Origin of the sequence: Vibrio sp. 10N.261.51.A3, assembly GCF_041471965.1 — a bacterium.
Lineage (GTDB): Bacteria > Pseudomonadota > Gammaproteobacteria > Enterobacterales > Vibrionaceae > Vibrio > Vibrio crassostreae_C.
This window is the reverse complement of sequence record NZ_JBFRPK010000061.1, coordinates 17425-43000: the sequence shown is the minus strand read 5'-3', so window position 1 is coordinate 43000 and position 25576 is coordinate 17425. Positions and strand designations below refer to the sequence as shown.

Sequence of the window (25576 nt, the reverse complement as noted above, 5' to 3'; positions counted from 1 at the left end):
TACTACTTGATATGTCCAATTTCTTCTGAAATCAGGTTTAGAATAATTTCCAACAGTTCGTCTGGGTTGGAGGCATCGTAAACATTACTTTCACCAACACAGTCAGCTAAAGCTCTATTGTCATTAACATCATAAGTGAAGCCAATCAAAGCGAGCTGTGCCGTCACTGGACGCCCAGAAACAGTTCTGTCAGAACTCAGCCCGTCGATAATTTCAGTACACATCCCCTCCTCCACCAAAGCACTAGCCATATCCGAATTGTTGTCGTCTCCATCAGAAAGAATAACGATCAACCGCCGAGGGTTTGGTGTATTTGTCGCCTTTAAGATTTGTGCTGCTCGCATAATACCTTGATAAGAAGCTGTTCCTCCCTCAGGTGAAAAACTTTTAATATCATTGTCAATACTGTTTAAATCAGACGTCAGTGGGGTGGTATAATAATCATAATTAGTAACATAATCACAGCGCTCATCGGATTCTTTTACTTGCCATAAATCTACAACTGTATTTTTCGCACTCTGCTTATCGTTCCACCCGTACACAATTTGGTCTGAATAATATATTTTTCTTTTACTCCGACTACCATTACACCGCCCACCAACCGCATCGACCGAATATGCAGCAAAGGGAACTAAGGCAACCTTGTTAAGCTCATCGGGTGAGGCGCTTTCTTGGTTAAATTTATCCAATTCAACGAGCACATTTGAAATAATATCTTGTACCTCTTGATATTTTCTCTTTGTACCCCACCAATAATCCATTGATCCCGAAAAGTCTGTCACGAATGCAATATCAATGGAGTCACCTTGATATTTTCTCGCTGTACCAGCATGACTTACAGAATACTTTTCATCTAAGCCGACAAAATTATCGTTACCGGGAAACCAAGATTCATGCGTGGTAGTTATAGAAATATCATACTGACTATACCTCGCACCGCCTTCGCATTGAGTTTGATCCGTCAACTGACACTCCGTCCTAACGATATTCATAGGCACATTTGTTTCTTTATCTCGTATATAGGCATCTACATATAAACGAGCTAGTGCAGTATTATGCTGTGAACTTGTGCTATTTTGCGCAGAAAGTGCGAGTGCAGCTACTTCAGCAGCATCTCCCAGACGAGCACGATTTTGTATAGCTCTGGCACCATCGATTCCTAATGCAAACAAACCGTAAAAGCCGGGGATGAGTAAAGCAAATAGTATCGCAGCATGTCCTTTCTGTTTGTTTAACGACTGACGCATACTACCTACCCATCATGACAGAAGAAGATTGAACTGTTGTGAAGTCGGTCTCGAATAACTCACCAGCCCAATTATCTGTTTTATAACAGAGAGTTACTCGATACAACGTAGCTCTTCTTCCCCATGACGTCATCATAGATAATGCTTGAAGACCCTGAATGGTTTCTGTCAAGGTACAGCCTCCTCCGCGCTTGACCGTCGTAGTATTTGAGTTGCCATTTAAGTCAAAACTTAGCATTTCGAATGTACCTGACAAATTAGCTTGGCTGTAATTTCCGGTAGTACGTTTCAAAGAGTTTTTCGCGACCTTATATAGTGCTTTGGCATCATTCGTTGTTAAAGTGTTATCATTCTTACCATACAATTGAGTTCTTTCTTTTAGCACATTCACAAGAGAATAAGACAAACGGTCCAACTTCCCTTGTATTGATAGCTTTATAATGACGTCTCCTGTCAATATTAAGAGTGCTGCAAAAACAACACCTAGTAATGCAAATTCAACAGAGAACGTTCCGGCCTGTCTATATCTTAAATTGATCACGCTCGTACTCCTGAATCACGATAACTTCACGTGAGAATAAAGCCTCCGTGTCAATTAAAAACGACAACATAGGTTTAAAGTCATAATCAATTCGATATACAGCCATGACACTATTCACAGGCTCCCCACATTCCAACTCGTATAAACTGTCATCTTCAATTTCACACTCTCCTTTATATGATGACAAAGCCTGAATATCATCCAAATATTGAATAGAAAGCCTGAATTTATTAGGGTCAATCATCTCTCCCCAAAGAGATCCCTGTGCTTGAATCGAATTTTTAAATGACTGCATAAAATCAGTAGTAGAGCCTGATTCACCTCTAGTGCTAGAATCTTGAATAACAACTTTTGCATCTCTTACTGACTCGGAGATTGCATAGTCACTTACCGAGGACACATAAGACATGTAGCCCATCTCAGCCCAAGTAATACACATCAACCAAAACGCCATAAATGACAAAGCAAACTCGATAGATGCAATGCCCAAGTGCTTTTTTCTATTGTTCGTTTTTCGCATAAAACCACCTATATTATGGGCGAGTTTACAGACTGGCTACTTTTGATATCATTTATGATCTGAAATGACTCTTTTTCTGAATAACGACTAGCTAGGATTTTTTTCGCTGAATCTATTTGATTAATTTTCACTAAAGAGAAGACAAGATTAGTCTCGATTTTCTCATTACTTGCCCCTTTAATATAGATAGGCAGAAGCAGAGAAGCTGCATGTTCAAAATCCCCCTCAAGCATAGAAACCATCGCTAAGTTATTCTTGATTTTCACATCATCAACAAAGTGCTCTCTAGATCGTTCAAAATAGTACTTCGACTTTTTTATATAACCTAAATACGCATAGGTTATGCCTAATTGATTCTCAATTTCAGGGTTGTTTTTATCTAATTCATTTGCCCTCAGAAGGCACAATTCAGCCTTTCTAATATTACCGATCTCAAACAATGCGTTGCACTCAACAACGATTGCTTTTACATTCAACTCTTTTTCTCTGACACGAGTTATCACAAATAAGCTAGATTCATAATCACCATTATTCGCGTATGCTTCTGCTAGCTTTATCCTAGTTGAATCACTTTCTTTAATTTTCAATTGACCTTTATAATAAGCTATTAATTTTGGATAGTTATTCGTTTCGATTAATATTGATTCTTTGGATTCGGACAATTTACTATCCAAACTACTGTTAGCACACCCAAAAACAAAATAAGATAAAATTATCACTATTACTATTTTATACATTGGCCATAACTCTCATTATCCCCGGAGCCGTAATCAGAATAACGATCGGCATCATAATAAATAGGATTAGTGGAATAGACATTTTTGCTGCTAGTTTACCGATTTTCTCTTCGACTCCTAACATGTTAACTTCTCTTATATCTGAAGCGAGAGTCGTAAGCACATCAAAGATTGAAGACCCATACTTTAGGCTTTGTTTTAGAGTCATAATAAAGCTTCTTACCTCAGGAGTGGGTATCCGATTATAAAACTCATCTAGCGCTATATCCAAAGTTACTATTTTAGTACGTTCATTGATTTTATTTAGTTGATAGGATAAATCCTTGTCAAACCCTTCCATCTCATGCGACAAATAACTCATAGCTGACTCCAAAGTCATTCCTGTTTGGATACAAATAGCCATCAGATCCAGAAGATATGGTAATTGATTCGATATTTTTCGTCTTAATGCTTTTTGCCTTACCGCTAAGTAACTGTCAGGTGCAATGACACACAAAACAAACCAAATGGCCAGCATTGCAATAATTTGGTTAAGTATAAATTCAAACCTAGATAGCAATATGTAAATAATAATGCATCCTAAAAAGGCCACAACATACTTGGTTAGCATGTAATACTGCGAGATATTAGAATTATAAATCCCCGCGTCATCTAACTTTTTATCAATATCATCTTTTGACGATGTTAAAGTCGATGACAGGTTATCAAACAGATTATCTAAACCTTCTCCTTTCCTCACCTCGGCTTTAGGTTCATCGAAAAGTGAAAATTTATTAAGCATTCTTCGCCGACCTATCTCGGTGTATACCTTAAAAAATAGATAGGATAAACACGCGAATAGCAGAACAAGAAAGACAAAAATTAACGTTTGCGTTTGCATTACTTTTCTACACTTTTCATTAGGGACCAAACAATGAGCAAACCAATAAACTCACTAGCCAGAACATAATAAAGAATCGGCTTGCCCGCAGGGTCATTCATTACAAAGTCAAAATTTTGCGGGCTGATAAATTGCATGAAAAACATAAAGCCTATAGGTATAGCCGAAACAATTTTCGCAGACATTCGAGCTTCTGAAGTCATCGCCATCTTTTTCTTTTCAATAGATCTAGAATCAAACATTAAGCGATTCAACCTATTAATAACTTGTTTTAACTGTCCACCCCTCTGCATATTTGCTCTAAGAGTAATAACAAAAAAGTAAAAAGCAGGATAAGGGAAGCGTTGAATCGACTTTCTAAATACAGAGTCTACCGATTCTCCTACCTGTAAGCGCTCCCCCATTTTCTTAAATTCTTTCCCCACTTCACCTTCTAGGGTTTTACCTACGTAAATAATCGCATGAGTAATACTCTCTCCGGAGCTTACTGCACTTGCCAGCATACTCAAAGCATCGGGGAATGCTTCTTCAAAACGTCTTTGTTCGCGATTCTGCAACCATTGATAACCTATGAATAGACCAATAATAACCAATGAAAGTGTTACTATTTGACCATCCACTTTAATCATTTTCTGATTAAGTACACTGCTAAAAACAATAAGAAAACCTAAGTACCCTAATAGTTTTATCATGGCGTATTGACCAAGCTGACGAACTACATTATCAAACTTACTTTTGCATTTTTGAACCAAAGTTTGACTTGATAGAGCATTCAAATTTACAGCTTGCTGAGATTCGTCAATAGATTCTATATAGAGCGTTTTATTAGCTTCCATTAAATACTGGTGACGTTCTTTTTTTGTGGATGGCCAAAACGCTATAAGCATTACAGCTCCGCCAAATATCAAAGCTAACCAATAAATCACGCTGGCTCTCCAACCCTAAATGCACTATTAAGCTGCTCTTCTAAACCAAAAAATTTTGCCTTCTCGACCAGAACGGAACGTTGCATCATACCGGCGGTAACATACCGACCAGAGACCTTGCCTGATTCACTTTGAATCATCGGCTGAAATTTAAATATTTCCTCTAGCACTACATTCGAACCTTCAATACCAACCACTTCCGTAATGCTCATCACTTTCCGGCTACCGTCGTGGAGGCGGCTAATCTGTATGACAAGATCGACTGCGCTTACAATAGTTCTGCGTATTGCTTCCAATGGAAGGCTACTTGTAGCCATCATGATCATAGCCTCTACTCGAGCAATCGCGTCTCTAGGTGTATTCGCGTGTAAAGTAGACATGGAACCATCGTGGCCGGTATTCATAGCTTGAAGCATTTCAAATGCTTCTCCACCACGACACTCACCCATGATTATTCGGTCCGGCCTCATACGAAGTGAGTTAATAACGAGATCTCGTTGTGTAATTGCACCGGTACCTTCAATACCTGCTGTTCGAGTTTCCAATCGAACGACATGGGGTTGAAGAAGCCTCAGTTCAGCTGCATCTTCTATGGTAACAATCCGCTCCTTCTCAGAAATATATTGAGATAACGCGTTTAGCATCGTCGTCTTCCCCGAGCCTGTACCGCCTGAAATTAATATATTCAACCTACAACGAGAAGCAATCATAAGCACTTTCGCCATCTCAGGACTCATCGCCCCAAAATCCACTAACTGCCCTAGGTCTATACTCTGTTTTTTGAACTTACGGATAGAGACGGATGTACCATCAATCGCGATGGGAGGTGTAACAATATTAACGCGGCTACCATCCGGCAAGCGTGCATCGCAAGTCGGTGATGAATCATCGACACGGCGACCAATTCGACTAGCAATGCGCTTTGCTATTTGTAGAAGCTGAGCCTCGTCAATAAAACTTACAGGTGCTTTTTCAACAATGCCGTTTCTTTCGATAAACACATTGTTGTAGCCATTAATCATGATGTCACTAATAGAGTCATCATCCATCAGCTTTTGCAGTGGGCCTAGACCGTGTAATTCATCAACCAGACTTCGAACATATTCATTCTTGACAACAGTCGCAACAGAAAAGCTGTGAGTTTCAATTAGCATTTCAACCGCGCTAGTCAACTGCTTGCTTAGAGCCTCCTTCGACAATGAATGGACAGCTTCAGCGTCTAGAGCTTCAAATATTTGGTTACGGATAGCTATGTAGTTAGATTTAGCTTGATCCATTATTTAAACCTCTTAAAGAGCTTTTTCAGCAGCGAGGCATCAGTATTACTAGCGTTCTCGCCTAGAAGCATTGACGTTAATCGATTTAAGCTTTGACTAATAGGAAGACCCAGTTGATAAATATGTTTACCTTCTAAAACCATCTTGCCAACTTGAATCTCGTTGGGACAAACCACATCAACATTTCGACCTAAGAACTGTTTGATTTCATCTAAGGAAATTGTTGCCGATTTTTCCACCATCGTATAATTAACAACAACGATACATCGAGCTCTTGAGTTTAGGTATTCCAATGAAGCTAATACACGCTTTGTTTCTCGGACACTTGATATAGTCGGTTCTAAAACCAATGTAATAATGTCATTATTTTCAGCGATATACTTTAGGTCAGTTTTAGTATTAGAAGAACGCGATAAATCCTCTAAAATAAAGTTATATTGCCCAGCCAAATGTTTGGACATAGCACGAGCATATTCTTTGAGCTCAAGTTCATTTAAGTCTTCTGACTCAACAGCTAAAACAGCTAGCATGCTATTAACTTTTTTAAGCATGCTACTAGCATAACTCACGTCTAAATCAGTAGTGAGCGCGCCTGGAGCGACAGACTTTTTCTGAAACTGCTTTTCACCAAGGAAAATATCAAGGTTTCCACCTCGGAAGTCATGATCCACAATAAGGCAGGTACTTTTCTTTTTCGCACTGAGTTCATAAGCTATTTCAGCCGTTAACATTGTGGCTCCTACACCACCCTTTGTTCCCCAAACCGCAACTTTTTTTGCAGTCCTGTCCTTACCTAAACCGCTATTCTTCTTTCTATTATTATCAACATTTCGAACAAAATCGATTAATTCAGTCTTAGAGATAGGCCAAAATACGTAATAAAATCCCATCTCTTTTAGGTTACGTATAGTCGAAATGGCATCTTCACTACCAACGACAATAACTGACGCACTATTCGGTAATAAATGACTGATTCGCTTCATATCTTCAGTGACGCTTTCAGTCACATTCAACTCTACGATAGCAATTTCGACATTAACTTCACGTACGTGTTGTTTGATGTTTTCATCTGAATTATTAAGCATTGACGGAGGAACAATTCCTTCAAAACGAAAAGCTTCTTCAACAAGATCAATACATTCTTGTGTTTGGTGGAACAATACAGACGTTATCTGTTCTTGCACCACGACTTTTTCTTCTACTTTTGTTTTTAAAATATCTACAAGATCAAACATGTCATCACCGTCTATCGCACACTATTTAGCATTTTTTCAGGGTTAACCATGGACTGCCATCTTGCATTATCAGCATAACATCCGGTTTCTCCATATCCAAAGCGACCTATCGATTCATAGGTACAAACCTTCGTTACAGTTTTGTATTGGGTGTAGCGTAATGTTAAATCAAATAGGCGTTCGTTAGGCGTATCAGTTCCTTCTAAGGAAATCAGCTTACTGTTGACTCCTTTACTTCTCATATACTCAGCCGCAAGGTCTGCTAGTTGCTTTCCTTGCTGTGTGCGCCAGACTAATTGGCTACCTTTCTCAATCAGCACATCAAGATTTTCATCAATAATTTCAAATACTTCTACTTTTGTTTGACCTGTTTTCTTTATGATAAACGAGTATGTATGTTCAACGGGTATGACTTCAATCGACTGACCGCGCCTTTCTTGGACCTTTTCTGCACACCCACTCGAAACGACAACAAGTACACCGACAAATAGAGCCTTTAAATGCATTTTAATAATCATTTTTGGAATCCTCCTGAAGCCAACACTTCCTGAGTCCAAATCGAGCTCGCTTGCTCATATTGATTTTCGATAACGAAAAAACGCTCCAAAGTTGTTGTCTTTCTCATCGTAGGCAGTTGTATTTGGTTAGGTTCGATTGGCTTCACTAAATTCACAGTTGCGACGATTACCAATTCTGTTTTACTTCGCTCAGTTCCCGTATTTCTAAATAAGGCCCCCAACACAGGGATTTCGCTTACGAATGGGACCTTGCTCAATGACTCTTTGTCTTCGGTACTCAGTAGGCCACCTAAAACGAAGCTTTTCCCATCACCAAGTTGTACTGTTGTTCTAGCTCGACGTGTTTTTAGTGCTGGCAGGTCGTACGTTTCATTACTGTATTGAGTGTCCAATGAACTGACTTCCGGCATTAGGGCCAACGTGATTTTATCGTCATCGTGAACTTTGGCTGCCAACTCTAAACGAATACCAAATTCTTTGTATTCAACATTGGTTGTGCCATCGACAACAGTAACAACGGGAAGCTCACCACCAACTAAAAAGCTCGCAGTTTCACCAGAAATAACCGAAAGGTTTGGTTCAGCTAGGATTTGACCTACCGTATCGTTACCAATCGCAGTGATTACAGAGACAATGTCAGAAGCACTAAAGCTCGTCAGCTTGTCGACAAAAACACCAGCCCCGGCACCTTCACTTCCATAGCTCACACCAAATTCTTCAAGAAATGAATGTGATACCTCTGCAATTGACAGCTTCACATTTACTTGTTTTACCGTCGAAACTTCGATGTTGTTTACAACCCCTTCGAAATAGTTGCGTTTCATAAATAGTATTTCTTGAGTTTCGTCATCACCGAGGTCCCACTCTAGCTTGTACTCTTCTTTTGATTTTTCCAAAAGAGTACCAACTAACTCATTAATTTTGTCGCGCTCGTTTTCGGTTGCAACAACTCCGGATAAAACAACTTGTTCCCCAATATTTGCTGCGATGACTTGCGCATTTGGGTGCAATATTTGTATTTGTTGTTGAATATGGTCGAGACTCGGGTTAACCCAGATCTTCCGAGAAACCAATGTTTTACCCTCTTCACCATAAATAGCTAACGATGCTCGCCCAAGTTTTTTTCCGAAGACAACCACTTTACGTTCATCTATTACTTGATAATCCGCAATTTCAGGGTCAGAAATAAAAACTGATTGGATATCAGCTAGAACCGTAATAGTTTGCATCCCACCTTTAGATAAATTTGTGATGGATTGAGCAAATCCTGAGCATGATAGAGTGCTGGCAAACATACAAAGTAGCCATTTAAAATATGTTAAACGCATAGTAACCTAAGCTTTAATTTACAACGATTTGATTTGCTCTAAACTCAACGATCGATTTAAAGCCCGGTAAAACATCCCCTGCATCTGCCTGCAAGTCTGATTTTTGGTATTCACCAATCGATTTATGAACTTCCAATGACGAAATATGTTTGGCAATTGTTAATTTGGCGACTTGGTTGCGAGTCAGTTCAACAATCAATCGGATTTCAGTCGATTCAGGTAAGGTTCTGCTTGCTTCAATAAGCTGCTTATTGACTTGAAGGACTTTAACTCCCATAACTATAGGAGTCACAGACACCGAGTTCTTACGGTTACTTGATGTTTCCACTAATAAAGTATCTGGCGTCGAAATAGAGAGTATATCGACCAAAGTGCCTTGCATTATGATTCCACCAACTACTGATTCGACTTCCGTTTTAATTGCATATGGAACGCGATTTGGTGCAATAACCAATTCTACGTAACCATCTTGCTCAGGATTAATTATTAGTTCAGGGAATACCACTGAATTTTCGATAATATTTTGTCGATAAACAGAGCCCGGAACAAAGTCTAAATCAATGTCGCTTACGACACCTTTTGTGTTTGCTTCGTTTTCAGGAATACGTTGTAGCTTTAGTTGGCTACGCTCAACATGTTGACCTTTTGTTACATTTTCTAAAAGTGTCCATACCTGGACAGTCACTTCTTCTTTTTCTTTGATCGTTGTCGACTCATGATCTTGTTTCGATAAGCTACCAGCCAAACCATATAAGCCAAATAATATAGCGATGACTGCCATACCAAGAATGATGTTTTTTTTCACTTTGTTGACCTTATAACGAGGCTAGCACACCTAAATAACTGCCAATACAAATAGGAACGCCATAAGGAACTCCTCTTTGCTTTGTTTCTTCTATATTGGTTAATCGCCCATATACGTAATACACCACTGATAATAAGCCACCGATACATACTATTAAGAACAATATCGGCCATAAATAATCAGGTCTGATGGCGAATGAGTAAACTGCTAATAACTTTGTATCACCAGCACCAAGGATAGACAATTGGTTGAGAACCACACCAATAACAACAATGCTTAAAGCGTAAAGTAATGAGATGGATTCCCCATACAACAAAAAAAAAGGGAAGACCACTATCAATACAAGAATACATTCCAGGTTTGAAATCGTTCTATTTTTAACGTCTTTATACATTATAATTAGAGAAATGGTGGCTAAGATAACTAGCCACCCGTATTCTAAGACCATAATTTAAGAGGCTGTACCACCTAGAGCAGTAAAAATTTTACCAAATACTACCCCTAATTGAGTTCCAATTGGAGTAACAGCAGTACCAACAACGATTGCAATAGCCGCAGCAATTAGACCATATTCAATAGCTGTAACACCTTGCTCGTTATTTTTGTAGTTTTCTAGCACGATTTTGGTGTTAACGAATAGTTTTGTAAGCATAATTAATTTTCCATGTGGTTTGATTGTTTTCATACGGAATTTCACCCCGTAAAGAAGGTTAACAAGATATTACTCATTTATATGATTACAGACAAATTACTAACCATTTATAATTGTCGAAAAATAAGTATTTAAAATGAACCAACATCAAATAAAACCGTTAAATTAATAACACTTAAGTAAATAGGGGTTAATTTACAATCAGAAAAAGTTAAAAATACGCACAATAAGTTACCAAGCACACATAAACCAGGTGTATATGGTTAAGATTCAACCAAGCTTTAATTATTGCAAGTACGTGATGTTAATCACAAAAAAAACAACATGTGAGCTCTAAAATAAAATCAAGTAGGGTGATAACTCTAAACTTTTGCTTCGAAGAAAAATAAGCCCCACCCTAAATTTAGGGTGGGGCTTATTTTTCACTATCGAATCAAGATATATCAATTAAGTTTTTGAAATCTCAACACCTTTAGGCTTGAATCAAGGTCGACATCGACAAACTCAGGCGGGTTGTCTAGGCGTTCAATAAACTCAACGCTTGGCGCTTCTTCTGCCATCGTCTCAATCAGGAAGTTTGGTGAGACTGCTGGTGAGTTCACACACGCAATCACTTCACCGCCTTCAGTTAGAAGTTCAGGCAAACGACGTAAGATCTTTTTGTAATCTTTAGTTAAAGCAAAGCTGCCTTTTTGGAACGAAGGCGGATCGATGATCACTAGCTCGTAAGGGCCGCCCTTCTTGATTTTTCCCCACGACTTAAAAATATCGTAGCCAAGGAAGTTAACCGAGCGCATATCGTGATCATTCAGACGGTGGTTATCGCGGCCTTTATTCAACGAGCCACGAGACATGTCCACGTTCATACATTGACGAGCACCACCAGCGATAGCCGCGACAGAGAAACCACAAGTGTATGCGAACAGGTTAAGAACGTTCTTATCCTGAGCATTATCTTGTACCCACTGACGACCATTACGCATGTCTAGGAACAAACCGAAGTTCTGATTACGGCCAATGTCTAATTGGTACTTAAGACCATGCTCAACCACAACCGGAGAATCATTCAACTCGCCCCATAGAACCTCTGAAGGCGCGCCATCAGCATAACGGTGTTGCAGAACAATGCTTGTGCCCTGCTTTGATTGCCAGATATCTTTGTTGGTGAGTTGAACCAATCCAGCTTTTAGAGATGACAAGAATTCGTCGTCTACTTCTTTAAACACGTTAACCAATAGCTGTCCATCAACCCAGTCACATGTCAATTGCTCTAGACCAGGCCAAAACTTACCACGCCCGTGGAAAATACGGCGTAGTTCGTTTGGTACTTCATTAAGTTGCTGTTCAATATGACTAAAAAACAGAGGTAAAGCTGATGCTTCCATTATTTCACTCACTTAGTGTTTAGCTTTGGCCAAGTTAATGACCAAGGTTCAAGCCAACTGTCCAAACCGTTCGACACGGTTTCTTGATGCCACTTCTCACCCAAGGAGTTTAGGCTTCTTGGATCGCAGACATATTCGTAGGCTTGTGATTGATAGATAAATCGAATCGCGAAAGCATGCAGATAACCTCTGTCAGCCTCACTCGATGGATTATAAATAGGGTCACCAACAATGGCTGAGCCAATCGACTTCATCGCGACACGGATCTGGTGAGTTCGCCCCGTATAGGGTTTACATAAAAGCAAACGCTCACCGGGTTCAGCCGTTGCTGATAAAAATTGAGTAATCGCAGGGCTCTCTTTGGATGTCAGAAGTTTCCAACTTGAGCGTCGTGAACGCTCCATGTCTCCTGAGATCAAACCTTGCTTTTTCTTTGGCTTCTTAGAACCGATCGCAAGGTAGTATTTCTCTACTTCACGCTTTGCAAATAGCTGTGAAAGCTCGCTCGCCGCCGACGCATTTTTTGCCAGCAGCAGAATGCCCGAAGTCATTTTATCTAGTCGATGAACGAGATACAGCTTAGGCTCATTAATTGCCTTAGCAACTTCTTGAAGCAACATGGTATCGCCATCGTCTTTGTGGACGCTGACTCCAGGGTGCTTATTGATAAGTAAAAAATCAGAGTGGTTCAGAAGAATATCGAACATTAAAGGCTAGCTCCATTGTAGAACGTGGAGTATACCGCGTCTGAACCCAGATTCCAGCTACGAAAAAGCCCAACTCACTCAATAAATATTGAATCGTTGGGCTTCTTTTCAGCAACTAGCGATCAGTGCGTGGTCTTTACTCGATTACCAATAGGTAAATAGAACCAAGCTACCGCTTTACGCCAGTTTAAACTTACCAACTAATGCTTCTAGCTCAGCAACCTTAGCGTTCAAGCCTGATGTATTTTCGGAGCTACGAGTTGCTAGCTGCAGAGATTGCTCAGAGATATCGCTAATCGCGGTAATGTCCGCTGCAATTTCTTTGGTCACAGCCGTCTGTTCTTCTGCCGCAGTCGCAATAGAGTTAACCATGCTTTGTACATTGCCCGCACCGTTCACAATCGCTTCTAGAGCCGAAACAGCACCTGAGCTTTGCTCAACACCAATCTCAACTAAACGACAGTTATCTTGAGTGTAAGTCACCGCTTCTTGAGTGCCCGATTGAATCGATTGAATGATGCCCGAGACTTCTCGTGTCGCTTTGGTTGTTCTTTCTGCTAGCGCTCGCACTTCATCGGCTACCACAGCAAAACCACGACCAAACTCGCCTGCACGTGCCGCTTCAATTGCAGCGTTAAGAGCTAACAGGTTAGTTTGCTCAGCAATGTCTTCGATTACCTTGATAACGCTACCAATCTGCTCACCGTGAGAACCTAGAGTATTCATTTGCAACGACATATCGCTCATTTGAGTCGACACTTGTTGAATACTCGCCACCATCTCAACAATCACGTTGCGGCCATCTTCTGCAGAGGTTTCTGAGCGACGTGCTTCTTCATAAGTTGAAGTACCTTGCTGCGCCACTTCAGAAATGGTCAAGCTTAGCTCTTCAGCAGCCGTTGCAATCAAGTTAGCTTTGTCTGCTTGAGCTGATGCACCAGTAACGATGTCTTGGCTAATAGAAGAGAGCTCCCCTGTCACCGATTGGACTTGGTGAGTCACAGACGAGATTGAACCTAATAGGTCTACTAGTGATTTCTGCATCTGGTTAATCGACTTAGCCAGTTCAGCCAATTCATCACCAGAATCATCAATAATGTCGCCTGCCGTTAGGTCACCATTTGCTACACGTCGTGCTACTTGTTCTACACGAGTAAGACGATTGGTAATAGAGCTAGACAATAGATACGCAATCACACAACCAAAGACAATCGCAATAGCAGACAACACCATGATGGTGCGCTCGATGGTAGTAAACGTGTCGGTTAGTGTCAGTAGTGACTGTTCTGTATCTGCGCGCTCACTTGCTGACGCTTGATCCAGTAAGTTCTCAATAGGGATAAGATTGCTCTCATACAAAGATCGTAGCTGTTGAATATTGGCTAGTAGCGCAGCTTCATCATTGATCTTCGGCACAAGCTTTGATTCAAACTCTTGAGTGAAACGCCCCATCAGGTCTTCAATTCGCTGAATACGGCGGTGGTCTTCCGAACCTCTACTCTCCAAACACTTAGCCTGCTCGATAGCTTGAGCAAATTCGTTCTTGTTGGTTCGATAATCATTGAGTGCATTATCGACCAGAGTGATTGCACCCAGAGCATCTCGATAGACATCTCCAGCTTCATCGATCAAAACAAGGTAGGTAACGGTACCCGGTACATCATCTAATCTAATCTCATCGGCGCTCTTATGAGCGCCAATAACTTCCATCCATACAATACCGACTAACGTGACAAGCACCGCCAATATAGAGCCAAAACCGGCATACAGTTTCTTTCTCACTGACAATTTCAAACAACACCTACCTAAATCAAAATATAGCTCTAACAGCTATTCGTTCCATTTATATCGGCTATCAGACGGATACCTTTAATGGTTATTTTTCTTAGATAATTAAGTTCCAGACATAAAAAAACGGGAGCTAATGAGCTCCCGTTTATCAAATTACTTTATCTTGCGATTAGAACTTCTTAGAAATCAGCGCAAAACCGGCAATGATACCAATACCTAGTAGCATGATTGCACCTTTACCGCTATCGAAGCCAGAAGAGATACCCATGAACGCAACGATTGCGATAGCTACAGGGATGATGTACTTAACTAGTGTGTACCATAGACCAAATAGTGGGAAAGAGACTTCACCGTCGTTAGTGATTTCTTTCTCTAGGTCTGCACGGTTTAGTCTCCAACCAGCGAAGATACATACCAACATACCGCCAACCGCTAGGAAAATCTTATCCGTTAGTAGGTCGAAAATGTCGAACGCGCCAGTATCAAACAGTGTTGGACCGAAGCCGCCAAGTGATAGAGAAGCGAAGATACATAGAATCGCCATTACAACACTTGCAGACAGTACCGCTGTTACACGCTTCATGCCTTTCTCATCGATTAGGTAAGAAACCACAACTTCAAGTAGAGATACTGAAGATGTTAGTGCCGCAACACTCAAACCAACGAAGAACATAAGAGCAAATAGAAGACCGATTACGCCGCCCATTTCAGCGAATAGCTGAGGAACAACAACGAATACTAAACCAGGGCCCGCTGCAGGTTCCATACCGAACGCGAACATTGCAGGGAACATTGCAACACCAGCTAGAATAGCAACACCAGTATCCATTGCGGTTACCATTGCTGTTGTCTGAACTAGGTTCTCTTTCTTCTTAAGGTAAGAACCGTATGTCATCATACAACCCATACCAAGACTTAGAGAGAAGAATGCTTGACCTAGAGCGGCTAGGATTACATTGCTGTCTACTTTAGAGAAGTCAGGACTGAATAGGAACTCAAGACCAGCCATCGCGCCCGGAAGCATAATGCCTTTGATTGATACTACAATAAGGATAATGAAAAGAAGCGGCATCAGGATCTTACCTGCTTTCTCAATACCACCAGAGATACCTTTCATAACGATAACAACGTTAAGTAGTAGGTATAAGCCCATCCACATTAGTGGTTGAACTGGGTTTGAGATAAAGCCACCAAAGCTATCACCAATTGCTTCTGGTGCGTCTAGAAGACCACCTGCAATTTTACCGATGTATGCGATTGACCAACCGCCTACTACTGGGTAGAAACCCATGATAAGTAGACCACTGAAAACGCCGATAACGCCAGCGAACGTCCAACGACGGTCAGTTGTTTTAAATGCACCTACTGCTGATTTTTGCGTATGACGGCCAATCGCAAATTCAGTCAGCATGACACTGAAACCAATAAAAATTACAAAAAACAGGTAAATGGCAACGAATGCACCACCGCCACTTTCGCCTGCTGTGTATGGGAATTTCCAAATGTTACCTAAGCCAACAGCAGAACCTGCTGCAGCCATTACGAATCCTAACTTCGAACCCCAGGTATCGCGGGGTGTTGTGGTTGTATTACTAGTAGCCACGTGTACTCCAAACTTTTGTGTTATGTGATGTTGTGTTTTGCTTTGGGTGGCGTCTTTAAAAGGAAGGTGTATAAATAAATTTACACACCTAAAAGATTTGATTGACGCTCGTTGTCTAGCAAGTAAACCAGTTTAAGAATAAAATTGGAAGTGCATACCGTACAAATTTCGTTAAAGATGTAAATTTTTATGGTTAAATGCCGACTTTTCATACAAAACAATCGTTTTCTTCTTAAGTTAACCAAAACTTAACAACTTTAACCTGTTTACATCTTTTGCTCTATTTTGTAAATAGTTGATTCCTTAAATTCCCATATCCGTTAAATAGCATTACTATCTAAGTGTCTCTTTTTTCGAGTATTCAATGTGGATAAGCTTTATCATTTTTTAACTTTGGCCTCTGTTGTTTTGTACTGGGTTCTCGTAGCCGGTGTGACGTTTCGTGTTGTACTAAAACGACGCTCTGTCAGCGTTTCTCTTGCTTGGCTAATGGTTATCTACATTATCCCGATTGTTGGTGTAGCTTGTTACTTCCTTTTTGGTGAGCTAAACCTAGGCAGAAAAAGGGCTGAACGCGCTCATCGTATGTTTACCCCTTTCGGCGACTGGTTCCGTCAATTGAATGATTGCCAACTTCACCAACCAGGGAAAGTCGGCTCCCCTATCCATAAGATTGACGAGCTTTGTAACAATCGAATGGGCATCCCTGCACTCAGTGGAAACACTCTATCGCTGCAATCTTCACCAAACGAGATCCTACACGCAATTATCGAAGATATAGAAAATGCACAAACCAATATCAAGATGGTTTTCTATATTTGGCATCCAGGTGGCCTGACCGATTCGGTTGCCTCTGCGCTGATTCGCGCTGCAAAACGTGGCGTAGATGTTAAAGTTTTGCTCGATTCAGCAGGTAGCCCACGCTTTTTCAAAAGCCATTGGCTCGCAATGATGAAAGACTCGGGTGTACAGGTTGTACAAGCATTGGAGGTGAGCCCATGGCGTATTTTTTTACGTCGCCTAGATTTAAGACAACACCGCAAAATCATTGTGATTGACGAGACTATCGCCTATACGGGTTCAATGAACATGGTTGACCCGGCTCACTTCAAACAAAACTCAGGCGTTGGTCAATGGATTGATGTAATGGTCAGAGTGACTGGGCCAACCGTTAATGTGTTATCAGCTATTCACGGCTGGGATTGGGAAGTTGAGACTGGTGAACGCATTCTCCCTGATATACCTGAATGCCCAGTTGAAGAAATCATGACACATCATCCGGTTCAAGTCGTGCCGTCTGGCCCTGGCATGCCGGAATATTTGATCTTACAAGTACTGACCATCGCCATCAATCAAGCGAATCATTCTGTACGTATTACTACACCTTATTTTGTGCCAAGTGCTGACTTACTCGAAACACTTAAGATGACAGCTCAACGCGGCGTAACTGTAGAACTGATCATTCCACACAATAACGATTCACTAATGGTTAAATGGGCTTCTCGTGCGTTTTATACCGAGTTGCTTGAAGCTGGCGTAAAGATCTATGAATTTTACGGTGGCCTTCTTCATACCAAATCGGTAGTGATCGATGAAGAGTTTTGCTTGATCGGAACCGTCAATATCGACATGCGCAGTTTGTGGCTCAACTTTGAAGTAACCCTTGCCGTTGACGACGTACACTTCACCAAGCAATTGTTTGATTTACAGCAATCCTATATTGAATCATCTCATCCCGTGGAATTAGAGCAGTGGGAACAGAGAAATTTACGTAACCGCTTCTTTGAGAGACTGTTCTATTTATTCAACCCGTTGCTCTAATACTCCTCGCTCGCCGACCACCATTGGCAACGAATAGTATCTTTGCGATCGCTTTTTAACTTTTCATCACAAATCGAGGAAAAGTTAAAAAGCAAAAGAAAACGTTAAAAACTCTCTCTTCCCTCTTGCTTTGATGGCTACTCGCATGTTTTAAATAGGACATAACCGATTGATAAGGAATTCACAGCATGTCCGAGAACAAAACCACTAAACTTATCACTGCCGGTCGTGATAAGAAGTGGACCAATGGTGTTGTTAACCCACCAGTACAACGCGCTTCAACTGTCGTATTTAACTCAGTAGAAGAGAAGCGTAAAGCTACGATTAACCGCGCTAACAAGACCCTTTTTTACGGACGTCGTGGAACCAACACTCATTTTGCCTTCCAAGATGCGATGGTTGAAGTAGAAGGCGGCGCGGGTTGTGCACTGTACCCGTGTGGTACGGCCGCCATTTCTAATGCCATTCTCTCTTTTGTAGAAACAGGTGATCATATTTTAATGGTTGACACCTGCTACGAACCTACTCGTGATTTCTGTGACACCATCATGAAAAAGATGGGGGTAGAGACAACTTACTACGAGCCAACGATTGGTGAAGGTATCCAAGACCTTATCAAGCCAAACACTAAGGTGCTGTTTACTGAGTCTCCAGGCTCTGTCACCATGGAAGTGCAGGATATTCCAACACTAGCGCGTATCGCTCATGAACATGACATCATCGTTATGCTAGACAATACTTGGGCGGCTGGCGTGAACTTCTCACCGTTTGATTTTGGTGTTGATATCTCGATTCAAGCAGCGACCAAATACATCGTGGGTCACTCTGATGTGATGCTAGGTACGGCAGTCGCCAATGAGAAATGCTGGGATCAACTAAGAGAGCAAAGTTACTTGATGGGGCAATGTGTCTCACCTGATGATGCTTATTTAGGGCTTCGCGGCATTCGTACTCTTGATGTGCGTCTACGCCAACACGCAGAAAGCAGCTTGAAGGTCGCAAAATGGTTAGAGACTCGTCCTGAAGTTAACCACGTTCGTCACCCTGCTCTTGAGTCTTGCCCAGGCCATGAATTCTTCAAACGAGATTTTACTGGCGGTAATGGCTTGTTCTCTTTTGTACTAAACAACTCTAATATCAAAGCGACGACAGCGTTACTTGATGGAATGACACATTTTAGTATGGGTTACTCTTGGGGTGGATTTGAAAGTTTGATTCTAGCTAACGAACCAAGCAGTTTTGACAGCTTGAGAACTGTTGCCAATCCTAATTTCGAAGGTACCTTGATACGTGTTCATATTGGGTTAGAAGATGTTGATGACCTGATTGCTGATCTAGAGGCGGGATTAGAACGTTATAGCGCTCTGATTTAATCTGAGACGATAGGTCTAATATGCAAAAAAGGCAGGATATTCCTGCCTTTTTCTGTTTAAAGCATAACTCAAAATACTCATATTCAGATACTTCAGCTCATAATACAAACCGCTCATAGTCCAGAAGCTTTCAAAGCCAATATTGAACCTTAAAGCACATCTACTTAAAGATCTCAGAGCGATGAAAAAATGGCTATGAATTTTTCAATTTCTAAGTGATTGTTCCGCTGAAATAAATAACACTTTATTTGTGTGGGCAACCGACTAAATGATCATTGACCATACCTGTTGCTTGCATAAATGCGTAACAGATTGTTTCTCCTACAAACTTAAAGCCTCTCTTCTTCAAAAACTTACTCATCGCTTTAGATTGCTCGGTAGAAGCGGGAACTTGAGACATCTCAGTCCATTGATTCACGATCACTTCATTATCAACAAATTGCCATAAGGCATTAGAAAGAGAGCCGAACTCTTTCTGTAATTCAAGCGTTGCTCGTGCATTGTTGTATACCGAAGCAATCTTACCCCTGTGTTTAACCACATCGAAGTTTTCAATGATGTGCGGCACGTTGTCTTCATTCAGCTCAGCTAGCTTGTTTAGATCGTAATTATCGAACGCGGCACGATAGCCTTCACGCTTTTTAAGGATCGTAATCCAACTCAGACCTGCTTGAGCACCTTCTAAAGTAATGAACTCAAACAGAACTTGGTCATCATAAACAGGCACGCCCCACTCTGCATCGTGGTACTCCCTTTCAAGCTCATGTTTAAGCGCCCATGCACACGTTCTATCCACTGTATTAGCTTCCATTTCGATGGTCTCTTTTAGTAATCATACATAAAAATAATGCCCCAATTAGGGGCATTATTTCAAAGGTCAGTTGACGTTAAGCCACTTCAATTTTATGGAACAAACGATACAGCACAGGCACTACGATTAGCGTGAGTACAGTCGCAAAGCCTAAACCAAACATGATGGTTACTGCCATTGGTTTGAAGAAGATATCCGGTAGTAGAGGGATCATACCTAGAATGGTGGTAATCGCCGCCATACATACCGGGCGAACACGACTCAGAGCCGCATCAACAACCGCTACATACGGATCTTTACCAGATTTCATCTCAATCTCAATTTGATCAAGTAGTACGATACCGTTCTTCAGAAGCATCCCAGATAGACTCAAGAAGCCCAACAGCGCCATAAAGCCGAATGGTGTATTCAAGGCTAGCAAGCCTGTCGTCACCCCTATCAACGCCAATGGAACCGTTAACCAAACGATCAGAGGCTCTTTCACCGAGTTAAACAAGAACACAGTGATTAAGAACATGAACAAGTAACCCAGAGGCATGGTTGTGAACAGTGACGCCTGTGCATCTGCTGACGACTCATATTCACCCCCCCATTCCAATGAGTAACCCGGAGGCATCTCAATCGCTTCAATCTGTGGTTGTAAGCGTTTCTGTAGAGTTGAGGCCGTCTCTTCACCCAATAGATCAGGATCCGCCATTACCGTTAGCATACGCTTACGGTTCTTACGGATGATCAGTGGATCTTCCCATTCTAGCTCGTAACCTAACGTTACTTGTTGAAGTGGGATGTACTCACTTAATGCTGGGCTCCAGATCTTCATGCCTTCGATGTTACGAATATCGACACGCTCGTCTTCAGGCAAACGAGCCACAATCGGCATTAACGTTGTACCATCACGATACACACCAATCGACTTACCAGAGAAAGACATTGCTAGGAAATCATCAACGTCAGATTTAGTAATACCATAACGACGCGCTTGGCTTTCATTGAACTGAGGCTCTAATACCTTAGTTCTTTCACGCCAATCGTGACGAACGTTAAATGCGCCTTCATCAGCACGCATGATGTCCATCACTTGTGCAGCGATTGAACGTAAAACCGTTGGATCAGAACCCACAATTCGCGCTTCAATTTTCGCACCGCCACCAGGACCTAATTCGATCTGTTTAAGCTTGTAGTCAATCTCTGGGAACTGACCATTTACATGTTCACGGAAGCGTTTCATTAGCCCTTCAAGTACTTCATAACTTTTCACACGAACCGTTATCTCGCCGTAAGCGCTATAACTTTTCTCTGGCGCATAAGTCAGCATGAAACGTTGCAGGCCTTTACCCGCGGTTGTCGTGATATGTTCAACTTCGTCCTGCTCAGCTAGCCAACTCTCAAGCACTTTAAGCTTGGTATTGGTCGCTCGAATATCGGTACCTTCTGGCATCCACACATCCACTTGGAACATAGGTGTGGTTGAAGACGGGAAGAAGGCTTGCTTAACGAAACCAAAACCGTACACACTCGCGCCTAAACCAATAATCAGAACAAACATGGTTAACCAAGCACGCTTCATACAGAACTCAAGGAAGTTTTTGTAGATAACAAAAACCATCCCGTTGTATGGGTCCTTACCTTCGTTATCTGGATCGACCTTCTGACCTTTAAAGAACATGTCGGCAAAGAACGGCGTGAGCGAGATGGCAGTAAACCAACTCAGCATCAAGGAGATCAGTAGCACCGTGAACAAGGTGCCACAGTATTCGCCTGTTGAGTCTTCAGATAAACCAATTGGAGCAAACGCAGTCACCGCAATAACCGTCGCACCAAGCAGCGGCCATTTGGTTTGGGTTACGATATCGGTGGCGGCCTGCATCCGGGTTCGCCCCTTCTGCGTGCCGATCAATATCCCTTCCACCACCACAATGGCATTATCCACCAGCATCCCCAAGGCGATAACCAACGCGCCCAGTGAAATACGTTGTAGGTCGATCTTGAAGTACTGCATGAAAATGAATGTACCGAATACGGTCAATAGCAGTATCAAACCAATCAATAGGCCCGATCTTAGTCCCATGAAGAACAGTAACACCACGATTACGATCGCAACCGCCTGCCCTAAACTCACCACAAATCCGCTTACCGACTTGTCTACCTCTTTAGGTTGGTTATAAACCTCGGAGATGTCGATGCCGACGGGTTGTTGATACTTTAGCTCGGCCAATCTTCGATCAAACGCTTCACCAACCGCTACTACGTTCACGCCTTGCGCAAAAGAGACACCAAGGTTAAGTGCGAGCTTGCCGTTATAGCCAATGATGTTACTTGGCACTTCAACATAACCACGAGTTACATTCGCCACATCTTTTAAATAGATGAGACCTTGAGCACCACCTTCTGTCAGAATTAAATCGCCAAGCTGCTCAACATTCTGGAACTCACCCGTTGGATGAATTCGAATGTATTCGTCGCCAATTCTTACCGCACCCGCACTTGATACAATATTTTGAGTCGATAAAAGATTAAATACCGTGCTTGGAGACAGACCTAAGGAGCTTATCCGCTTCATCGATATCTCAATGAATACTTGCTCTTGTTGTTGACCAGAAACAGAGACCTTACTGACCCCATCAACCAACTCCAGCTCTCGCCTTAGATAATCAATGTAATCCAGCAGCTCTTTGTAGCTATAACCATCACCCGTCACCGCAAGCAAGATCCCGTAAACGTCACCGAAGTCATCAATGACTTGAGGATCATTGACCCCAGGTGGCAGTTCAACCTTAAGATCATTCACTTTTCGGCGAAGTTCATCCCAAATTTGCGGAAGATCGTCCGGACCATAGTTATTCTTCATCGTTACCGTTACCTGAGACAGGCCACGGCTTGAAATAGAGTTCACTTCGTCGACATAGGTAAGCTGTTGAATCGCTTTCTCTAATGGATAGGTTACTTCCTCTTCTACTTGCTGAGGTGTCGCACCTGGGTAAGAGGTGACAACCATGGCATCTTTGATGGTAAAGGCCGGGTCTTCTAGACGCCCCAAACCAAAGAAGGCAGAAACGCCACCAATCAGGAAGATCAACGAGAGCATCCAACTGATGACTTTATTGCGAATAAAGTAAGCCGCTACACCCGTGATCTGGTCATCCCCCTGCTGAGCGTCATTCTGGGGCTTGTTATTTACTTCACTCATTGTTCGTCTCCTGAGACAATACTTCCACTGTCATCCCATCTCGCAATCGCGATACGCCTGCAACAACGACATGCTGCCCCATTTCCAATCCTTTCACTACCTGCAATGTTTCCTGGTTTGCTTTTCCTAACACGACTTGTTGTTTCGAGACTGTCTTGTCGTCGTTAAGCACCCATACATAAGAGTTCTGACGCGTTAAATCATCGCCATCCGCATTAAACACAGCTTCGATTGGGATAAGTACCCCAGCTTTTAACTCCAAGCCTATATCTCGCCCATTTGACGTCACCTCAACGGCCATACCATCCAGAATCAAATCATCTTCCGGCATAGGTAGAGCAAGCGTCACCGTGAACGTGCCCGTGCTTGGGTCAGGTTCAGTGGTGAACTCCTTAATAGCCGCTGTGTATTCATTGCCACTGGGCACTCTTACCACAGCCTCAACATTCGATAACAGCTGTTCGCTAGGCTGATTCACGTAAATCTGGTCAGGCAGTTGGATAACAACCTCAACATCCTCAACACTGTGAATGTTCACAATCTGTTGGCCTACCTGAATATTTTCATATTGGTCGACACTGACTCGAGAAATAATCCCATCAACAGGCGCACGAAGCATAGTGAACGATAAGCGCAGTTTCGCCAGTTCCAACTCGGCATAAGCAATCTGGCGTTGAGCGGCAATTTCATCGAATTGCGACTTAGCCAATAAGCCTTTCTTCACTAGCGGACTCGAACGTCGGTATTGACTATTGATTACCGTGTAACGAGCTTGAGCATTGTCCACATCCAATTGATAATCGGTTGGGTCAAGCTCGGCAATGATGTCCCCTTTGGCAACTCGTTCACCTTCCTTCACATCTAGCTTGAAGATTTCACCCGCAACTCGGAAACTGAGGTGAGCCTTCTCAGCAGCGTTTGCTACCGCAGGGAAATAGAGTTTGTCGCTAAAATCGATGACTGAAATCTCGATAGCTTTAACCAAGGGCGTGTTATTCACTTCTACAACTTGTTTATCTTCACAAGCCGTAAGTAAAGCCAAACACGACAGTCCAGCGGCCACTTTAAGTGTTTTCATGTTATAGCCCCCTTTCCTTGATCCACTCTCGAACTTTAACGCCCGGTTCAAGACCATTAACACCAGAAGTTACGATGCGATCACCATCGTTCAACCCTGAAACAATATGGCGCTTTTCATCGATGATGATTGCGACATTTTCAACAATACCGTCGCTATTCACGCGCCACACAGAGACATCATCGCCATCAGTCATCATTGCTGATGTGGGAATTTTTGTGGCGGCTGCTAACGCTGAAACTAAATGAACTGTGCCTGACATACCCGGCAAAATACCAACATCGGTTGGTCTTTCCATTACCATGGTGACTTTGTACGACCCGGTTTTGGGATCCGCTTCAGTATCAACTTCTTGGAAGGTTAAAGCGTAAGAGTTTTCAGGAAACGCATCAAAAACCATGGTTGCATCCATCTCGAACCCTGATGAAAAGCGCGTAATAAGTTGGTCGGGTAATAAGAAGACGACTTTAAGAATTTGATTGGTTTGAATATTCATCACGCCTTGTTTAGCCGCAATGTATTCATGGTTTTCAGCAGGAATGATGGAAATGGTTCCGTCATACGGCGCAACCAAAGTGGTGTAGCGAAGATTCGCGTTAGCTTGATTAAGCACCGCGCGAGCTGAATTGTGGTTCGCTTTCGCTTGGTCGAAATCTTGCTCTGATACCACACGATCTTTACGAAGTTTGATCGCACGTTGATATTGAACATCGGCTAGCTGAAAATTCGCTTTTGCTTGCTTCTCGAGTAGTTGATATTCATCGGGATTTAACTTAGCAAGCTCGTCGCCTTTAGACACGTGCTGCCCAGCGGTCACATCGATGCTCTGCAATAACCCAGGAACACGGAATGCGAGTACCGCTCTGTCACCAGCTTCTGTGGTAGCAGGGAAATTACGCTCAAAGGCATTATTACCGACGGAGACAGTGAAGAGTTTGGCGGGTCTGGACTCAGGTTCAGGCACGGGAGGAAGCTCCTTACCACACCCAGACAACCCAGCTAAGGCTGTCAATAGGACAAGGGAGGCTCTATACATTGGTGATCATCCATATCTATAAATATTTTTATAACATAGATTAATCACATGTAACTTACCAGTCAGCGGAAGATTTATTTAGAGAAAATTATTAAAAAAAATAACGGCTTGGAATAAA

23 protein-coding genes are annotated in these 25576 nt (G+C 42.1%); 2 read left to right on the top strand and 21 right to left on the bottom strand.

Going from position 1 to position 25576, the window contains the following annotated elements; translation table 11 throughout:
- Positions 1-2: 2 nt before the first annotated feature.
- The 17 genes from AB4371_RS15770 to AB4371_RS15690 form a co-directional block, all read right to left on the bottom strand.
- The gene (locus AB4371_RS15770) at positions 3-1247 is read right to left on the bottom strand and encodes a hypothetical protein (RefSeq protein WP_372150309.1); all 1245 of its coding nucleotides are present in this window, start codon (positions 1245-1247) and stop codon (positions 3-5) included.
- Between the two features lies 1 nt (position 1248).
- Complete coding sequence (gene tadF / locus AB4371_RS15765; RefSeq protein ID WP_372150308.1) at positions 1249-1788, bottom strand: tight adherence pilus pseudopilin TadF; 540 nt, start codon at positions 1786-1788, stop codon at positions 1249-1251.
- Positions 1769-2308, bottom strand: a complete 540-nt coding sequence (locus AB4371_RS15760) for a TadE family protein (protein WP_372150307.1) — start codon at positions 2306-2308, stop codon at positions 1769-1771. Before AB4371_RS15760 ends, tadF begins: the two co-directional genes overlap by 20 nt.
- 8 nt (positions 2309-2316) lie before the next feature.
- Positions 2317-2970 (bottom strand): tetratricopeptide repeat protein, encoded by a 654-nt coding sequence (locus AB4371_RS15755; RefSeq protein ID WP_372150306.1) that lies wholly within the window; start codon positions 2968-2970, stop codon positions 2317-2319.
- Positions 2971-3037: 67 nt separating this feature from the next.
- Positions 3038-3925, bottom strand: a complete 888-nt coding sequence (locus AB4371_RS15750) for a type II secretion system F family protein (RefSeq protein ID WP_372150305.1) — start codon at positions 3923-3925, stop codon at positions 3038-3040.
- On the bottom strand, positions 3925-4851 hold the full coding sequence (locus AB4371_RS15745; protein WP_017065351.1) for a type II secretion system F family protein: 927 nt from the start codon (positions 4849-4851) through the stop codon (positions 3925-3927). The genes AB4371_RS15750 and AB4371_RS15745 overlap by 1 nt, the downstream gene beginning before the upstream one ends.
- Entirely contained in the window at positions 4848-6128 is a 1281-nt protein-coding gene (locus AB4371_RS15740) for a CpaF family protein (protein WP_017065350.1), read from the bottom strand. Before AB4371_RS15740 ends, AB4371_RS15745 begins: the two co-directional genes overlap by 4 nt.
- Positions 6128-7363 (bottom strand): CpaE family protein, encoded by a 1236-nt coding sequence (locus AB4371_RS15735; RefSeq protein ID WP_372150304.1) that lies wholly within the window; start codon positions 7361-7363, stop codon positions 6128-6130. The genes AB4371_RS15740 and AB4371_RS15735 overlap by 1 nt, the downstream gene beginning before the upstream one ends.
- A gap of 11 nt (positions 7364-7374) precedes the next feature.
- A complete protein-coding gene (locus AB4371_RS15730) occupies positions 7375-7881 on the bottom strand; it encodes a hypothetical protein (RefSeq protein ID WP_017065348.1) in 507 nt (168 codons plus the stop codon).
- The gene (locus AB4371_RS15725; protein WP_372150303.1) at positions 7878-9176 is read right to left on the bottom strand and encodes a type II and III secretion system protein family protein; all 1299 of its coding nucleotides are present in this window, start codon (positions 9174-9176) and stop codon (positions 7878-7880) included. Before AB4371_RS15725 ends, AB4371_RS15730 begins: the two co-directional genes overlap by 4 nt.
- Before the next feature lie 46 nt (positions 9177-9222).
- Positions 9223-10014, bottom strand: coding sequence for a Flp pilus assembly protein CpaB (gene cpaB / locus AB4371_RS15720; protein WP_372150302.1), 792 nt, complete (start codon positions 10012-10014; stop codon positions 9223-9225).
- A 10-nt stretch (positions 10015-10024) separates the two neighbouring features.
- Entirely contained in the window at positions 10025-10462 is a 438-nt protein-coding gene (locus AB4371_RS15715) for a prepilin peptidase (RefSeq protein WP_017065345.1), read from the bottom strand.
- Positions 10463-10465: 3 nt separating this feature from the next.
- Positions 10466-10666: a Flp family type IVb pilin gene (locus tag AB4371_RS15710; RefSeq protein WP_017065344.1), complete on the bottom strand. Its 201-nt coding sequence runs from the start codon at positions 10664-10666 to the stop codon at positions 10466-10468.
- Positions 10667-11109: 443 nt separating this feature from the next.
- A complete protein-coding gene (locus AB4371_RS15705) occupies positions 11110-12051 on the bottom strand; it encodes a class I SAM-dependent methyltransferase (RefSeq protein WP_371725003.1) in 942 nt (313 codons plus the stop codon).
- An 8-nt stretch (positions 12052-12059) separates the two neighbouring features.
- Positions 12060-12758 (bottom strand): TIGR01621 family pseudouridine synthase, encoded by a 699-nt coding sequence (locus tag AB4371_RS15700; protein WP_371725002.1) that lies wholly within the window; start codon positions 12756-12758, stop codon positions 12060-12062.
- 177 nt (positions 12759-12935) lie between these two features.
- Positions 12936-14552, bottom strand: coding sequence for a methyl-accepting chemotaxis protein (locus AB4371_RS15695; protein ID WP_372150301.1), 1617 nt, complete (start codon positions 14550-14552; stop codon positions 12936-12938).
- Between the two features lie 166 nt (positions 14553-14718).
- A complete protein-coding gene (locus AB4371_RS15690; protein WP_050543975.1) occupies positions 14719-16152 on the bottom strand; it encodes a sodium-dependent transporter in 1434 nt (477 codons plus the stop codon).
- A gap of 366 nt (positions 16153-16518) precedes the next feature.
- On the opposite strand from AB4371_RS15690, the gene cls reads away from it, so the two are divergent.
- Positions 16519-17973, top strand: coding sequence for a cardiolipin synthase (gene cls, locus AB4371_RS15685; RefSeq protein ID WP_372150300.1), 1455 nt, complete (start codon positions 16519-16521; stop codon positions 17971-17973).
- Between the two features lie 188 nt (positions 17974-18161).
- A complete protein-coding gene (locus tag AB4371_RS15680) occupies positions 18162-19346 on the top strand; it encodes a cystathionine beta-lyase (RefSeq protein WP_017065338.1) in 1185 nt (394 codons plus the stop codon).
- Between the two features lie 244 nt (positions 19347-19590).
- On the opposite strand, the gene AB4371_RS15675 is transcribed toward AB4371_RS15680, so the two are convergent.
- The 4 genes from AB4371_RS15675 to AB4371_RS15660 all read right to left on the bottom strand — a co-directional run bounded on the left by AB4371_RS15675 (position 19591) and on the right by AB4371_RS15660 (position 25458).
- Positions 19591-20157 (bottom strand): DNA-3-methyladenine glycosylase I, encoded by a 567-nt coding sequence (locus AB4371_RS15675; protein ID WP_017065337.1) that lies wholly within the window; start codon positions 20155-20157, stop codon positions 19591-19593.
- 76 nt (positions 20158-20233) lie between these two features.
- Positions 20234-23344, bottom strand: coding sequence for an efflux RND transporter permease subunit (locus AB4371_RS15670; protein WP_372150299.1), 3111 nt, complete (start codon positions 23342-23344; stop codon positions 20234-20236).
- Positions 23337-24422: an efflux RND transporter periplasmic adaptor subunit gene (locus tag AB4371_RS15665; protein ID WP_372150298.1), complete on the bottom strand. Its 1086-nt coding sequence runs from the start codon at positions 24420-24422 to the stop codon at positions 23337-23339. Before AB4371_RS15665 ends, AB4371_RS15670 begins: the two co-directional genes overlap by 8 nt.
- A 1-nt stretch (position 24423) precedes the next feature.
- Positions 24424-25458 (bottom strand): efflux RND transporter periplasmic adaptor subunit, encoded by a 1035-nt coding sequence (locus AB4371_RS15660; RefSeq protein WP_372150297.1) that lies wholly within the window; start codon positions 25456-25458, stop codon positions 24424-24426.
- Between the last annotated feature and the right edge of the window lie 118 nt (positions 25459-25576).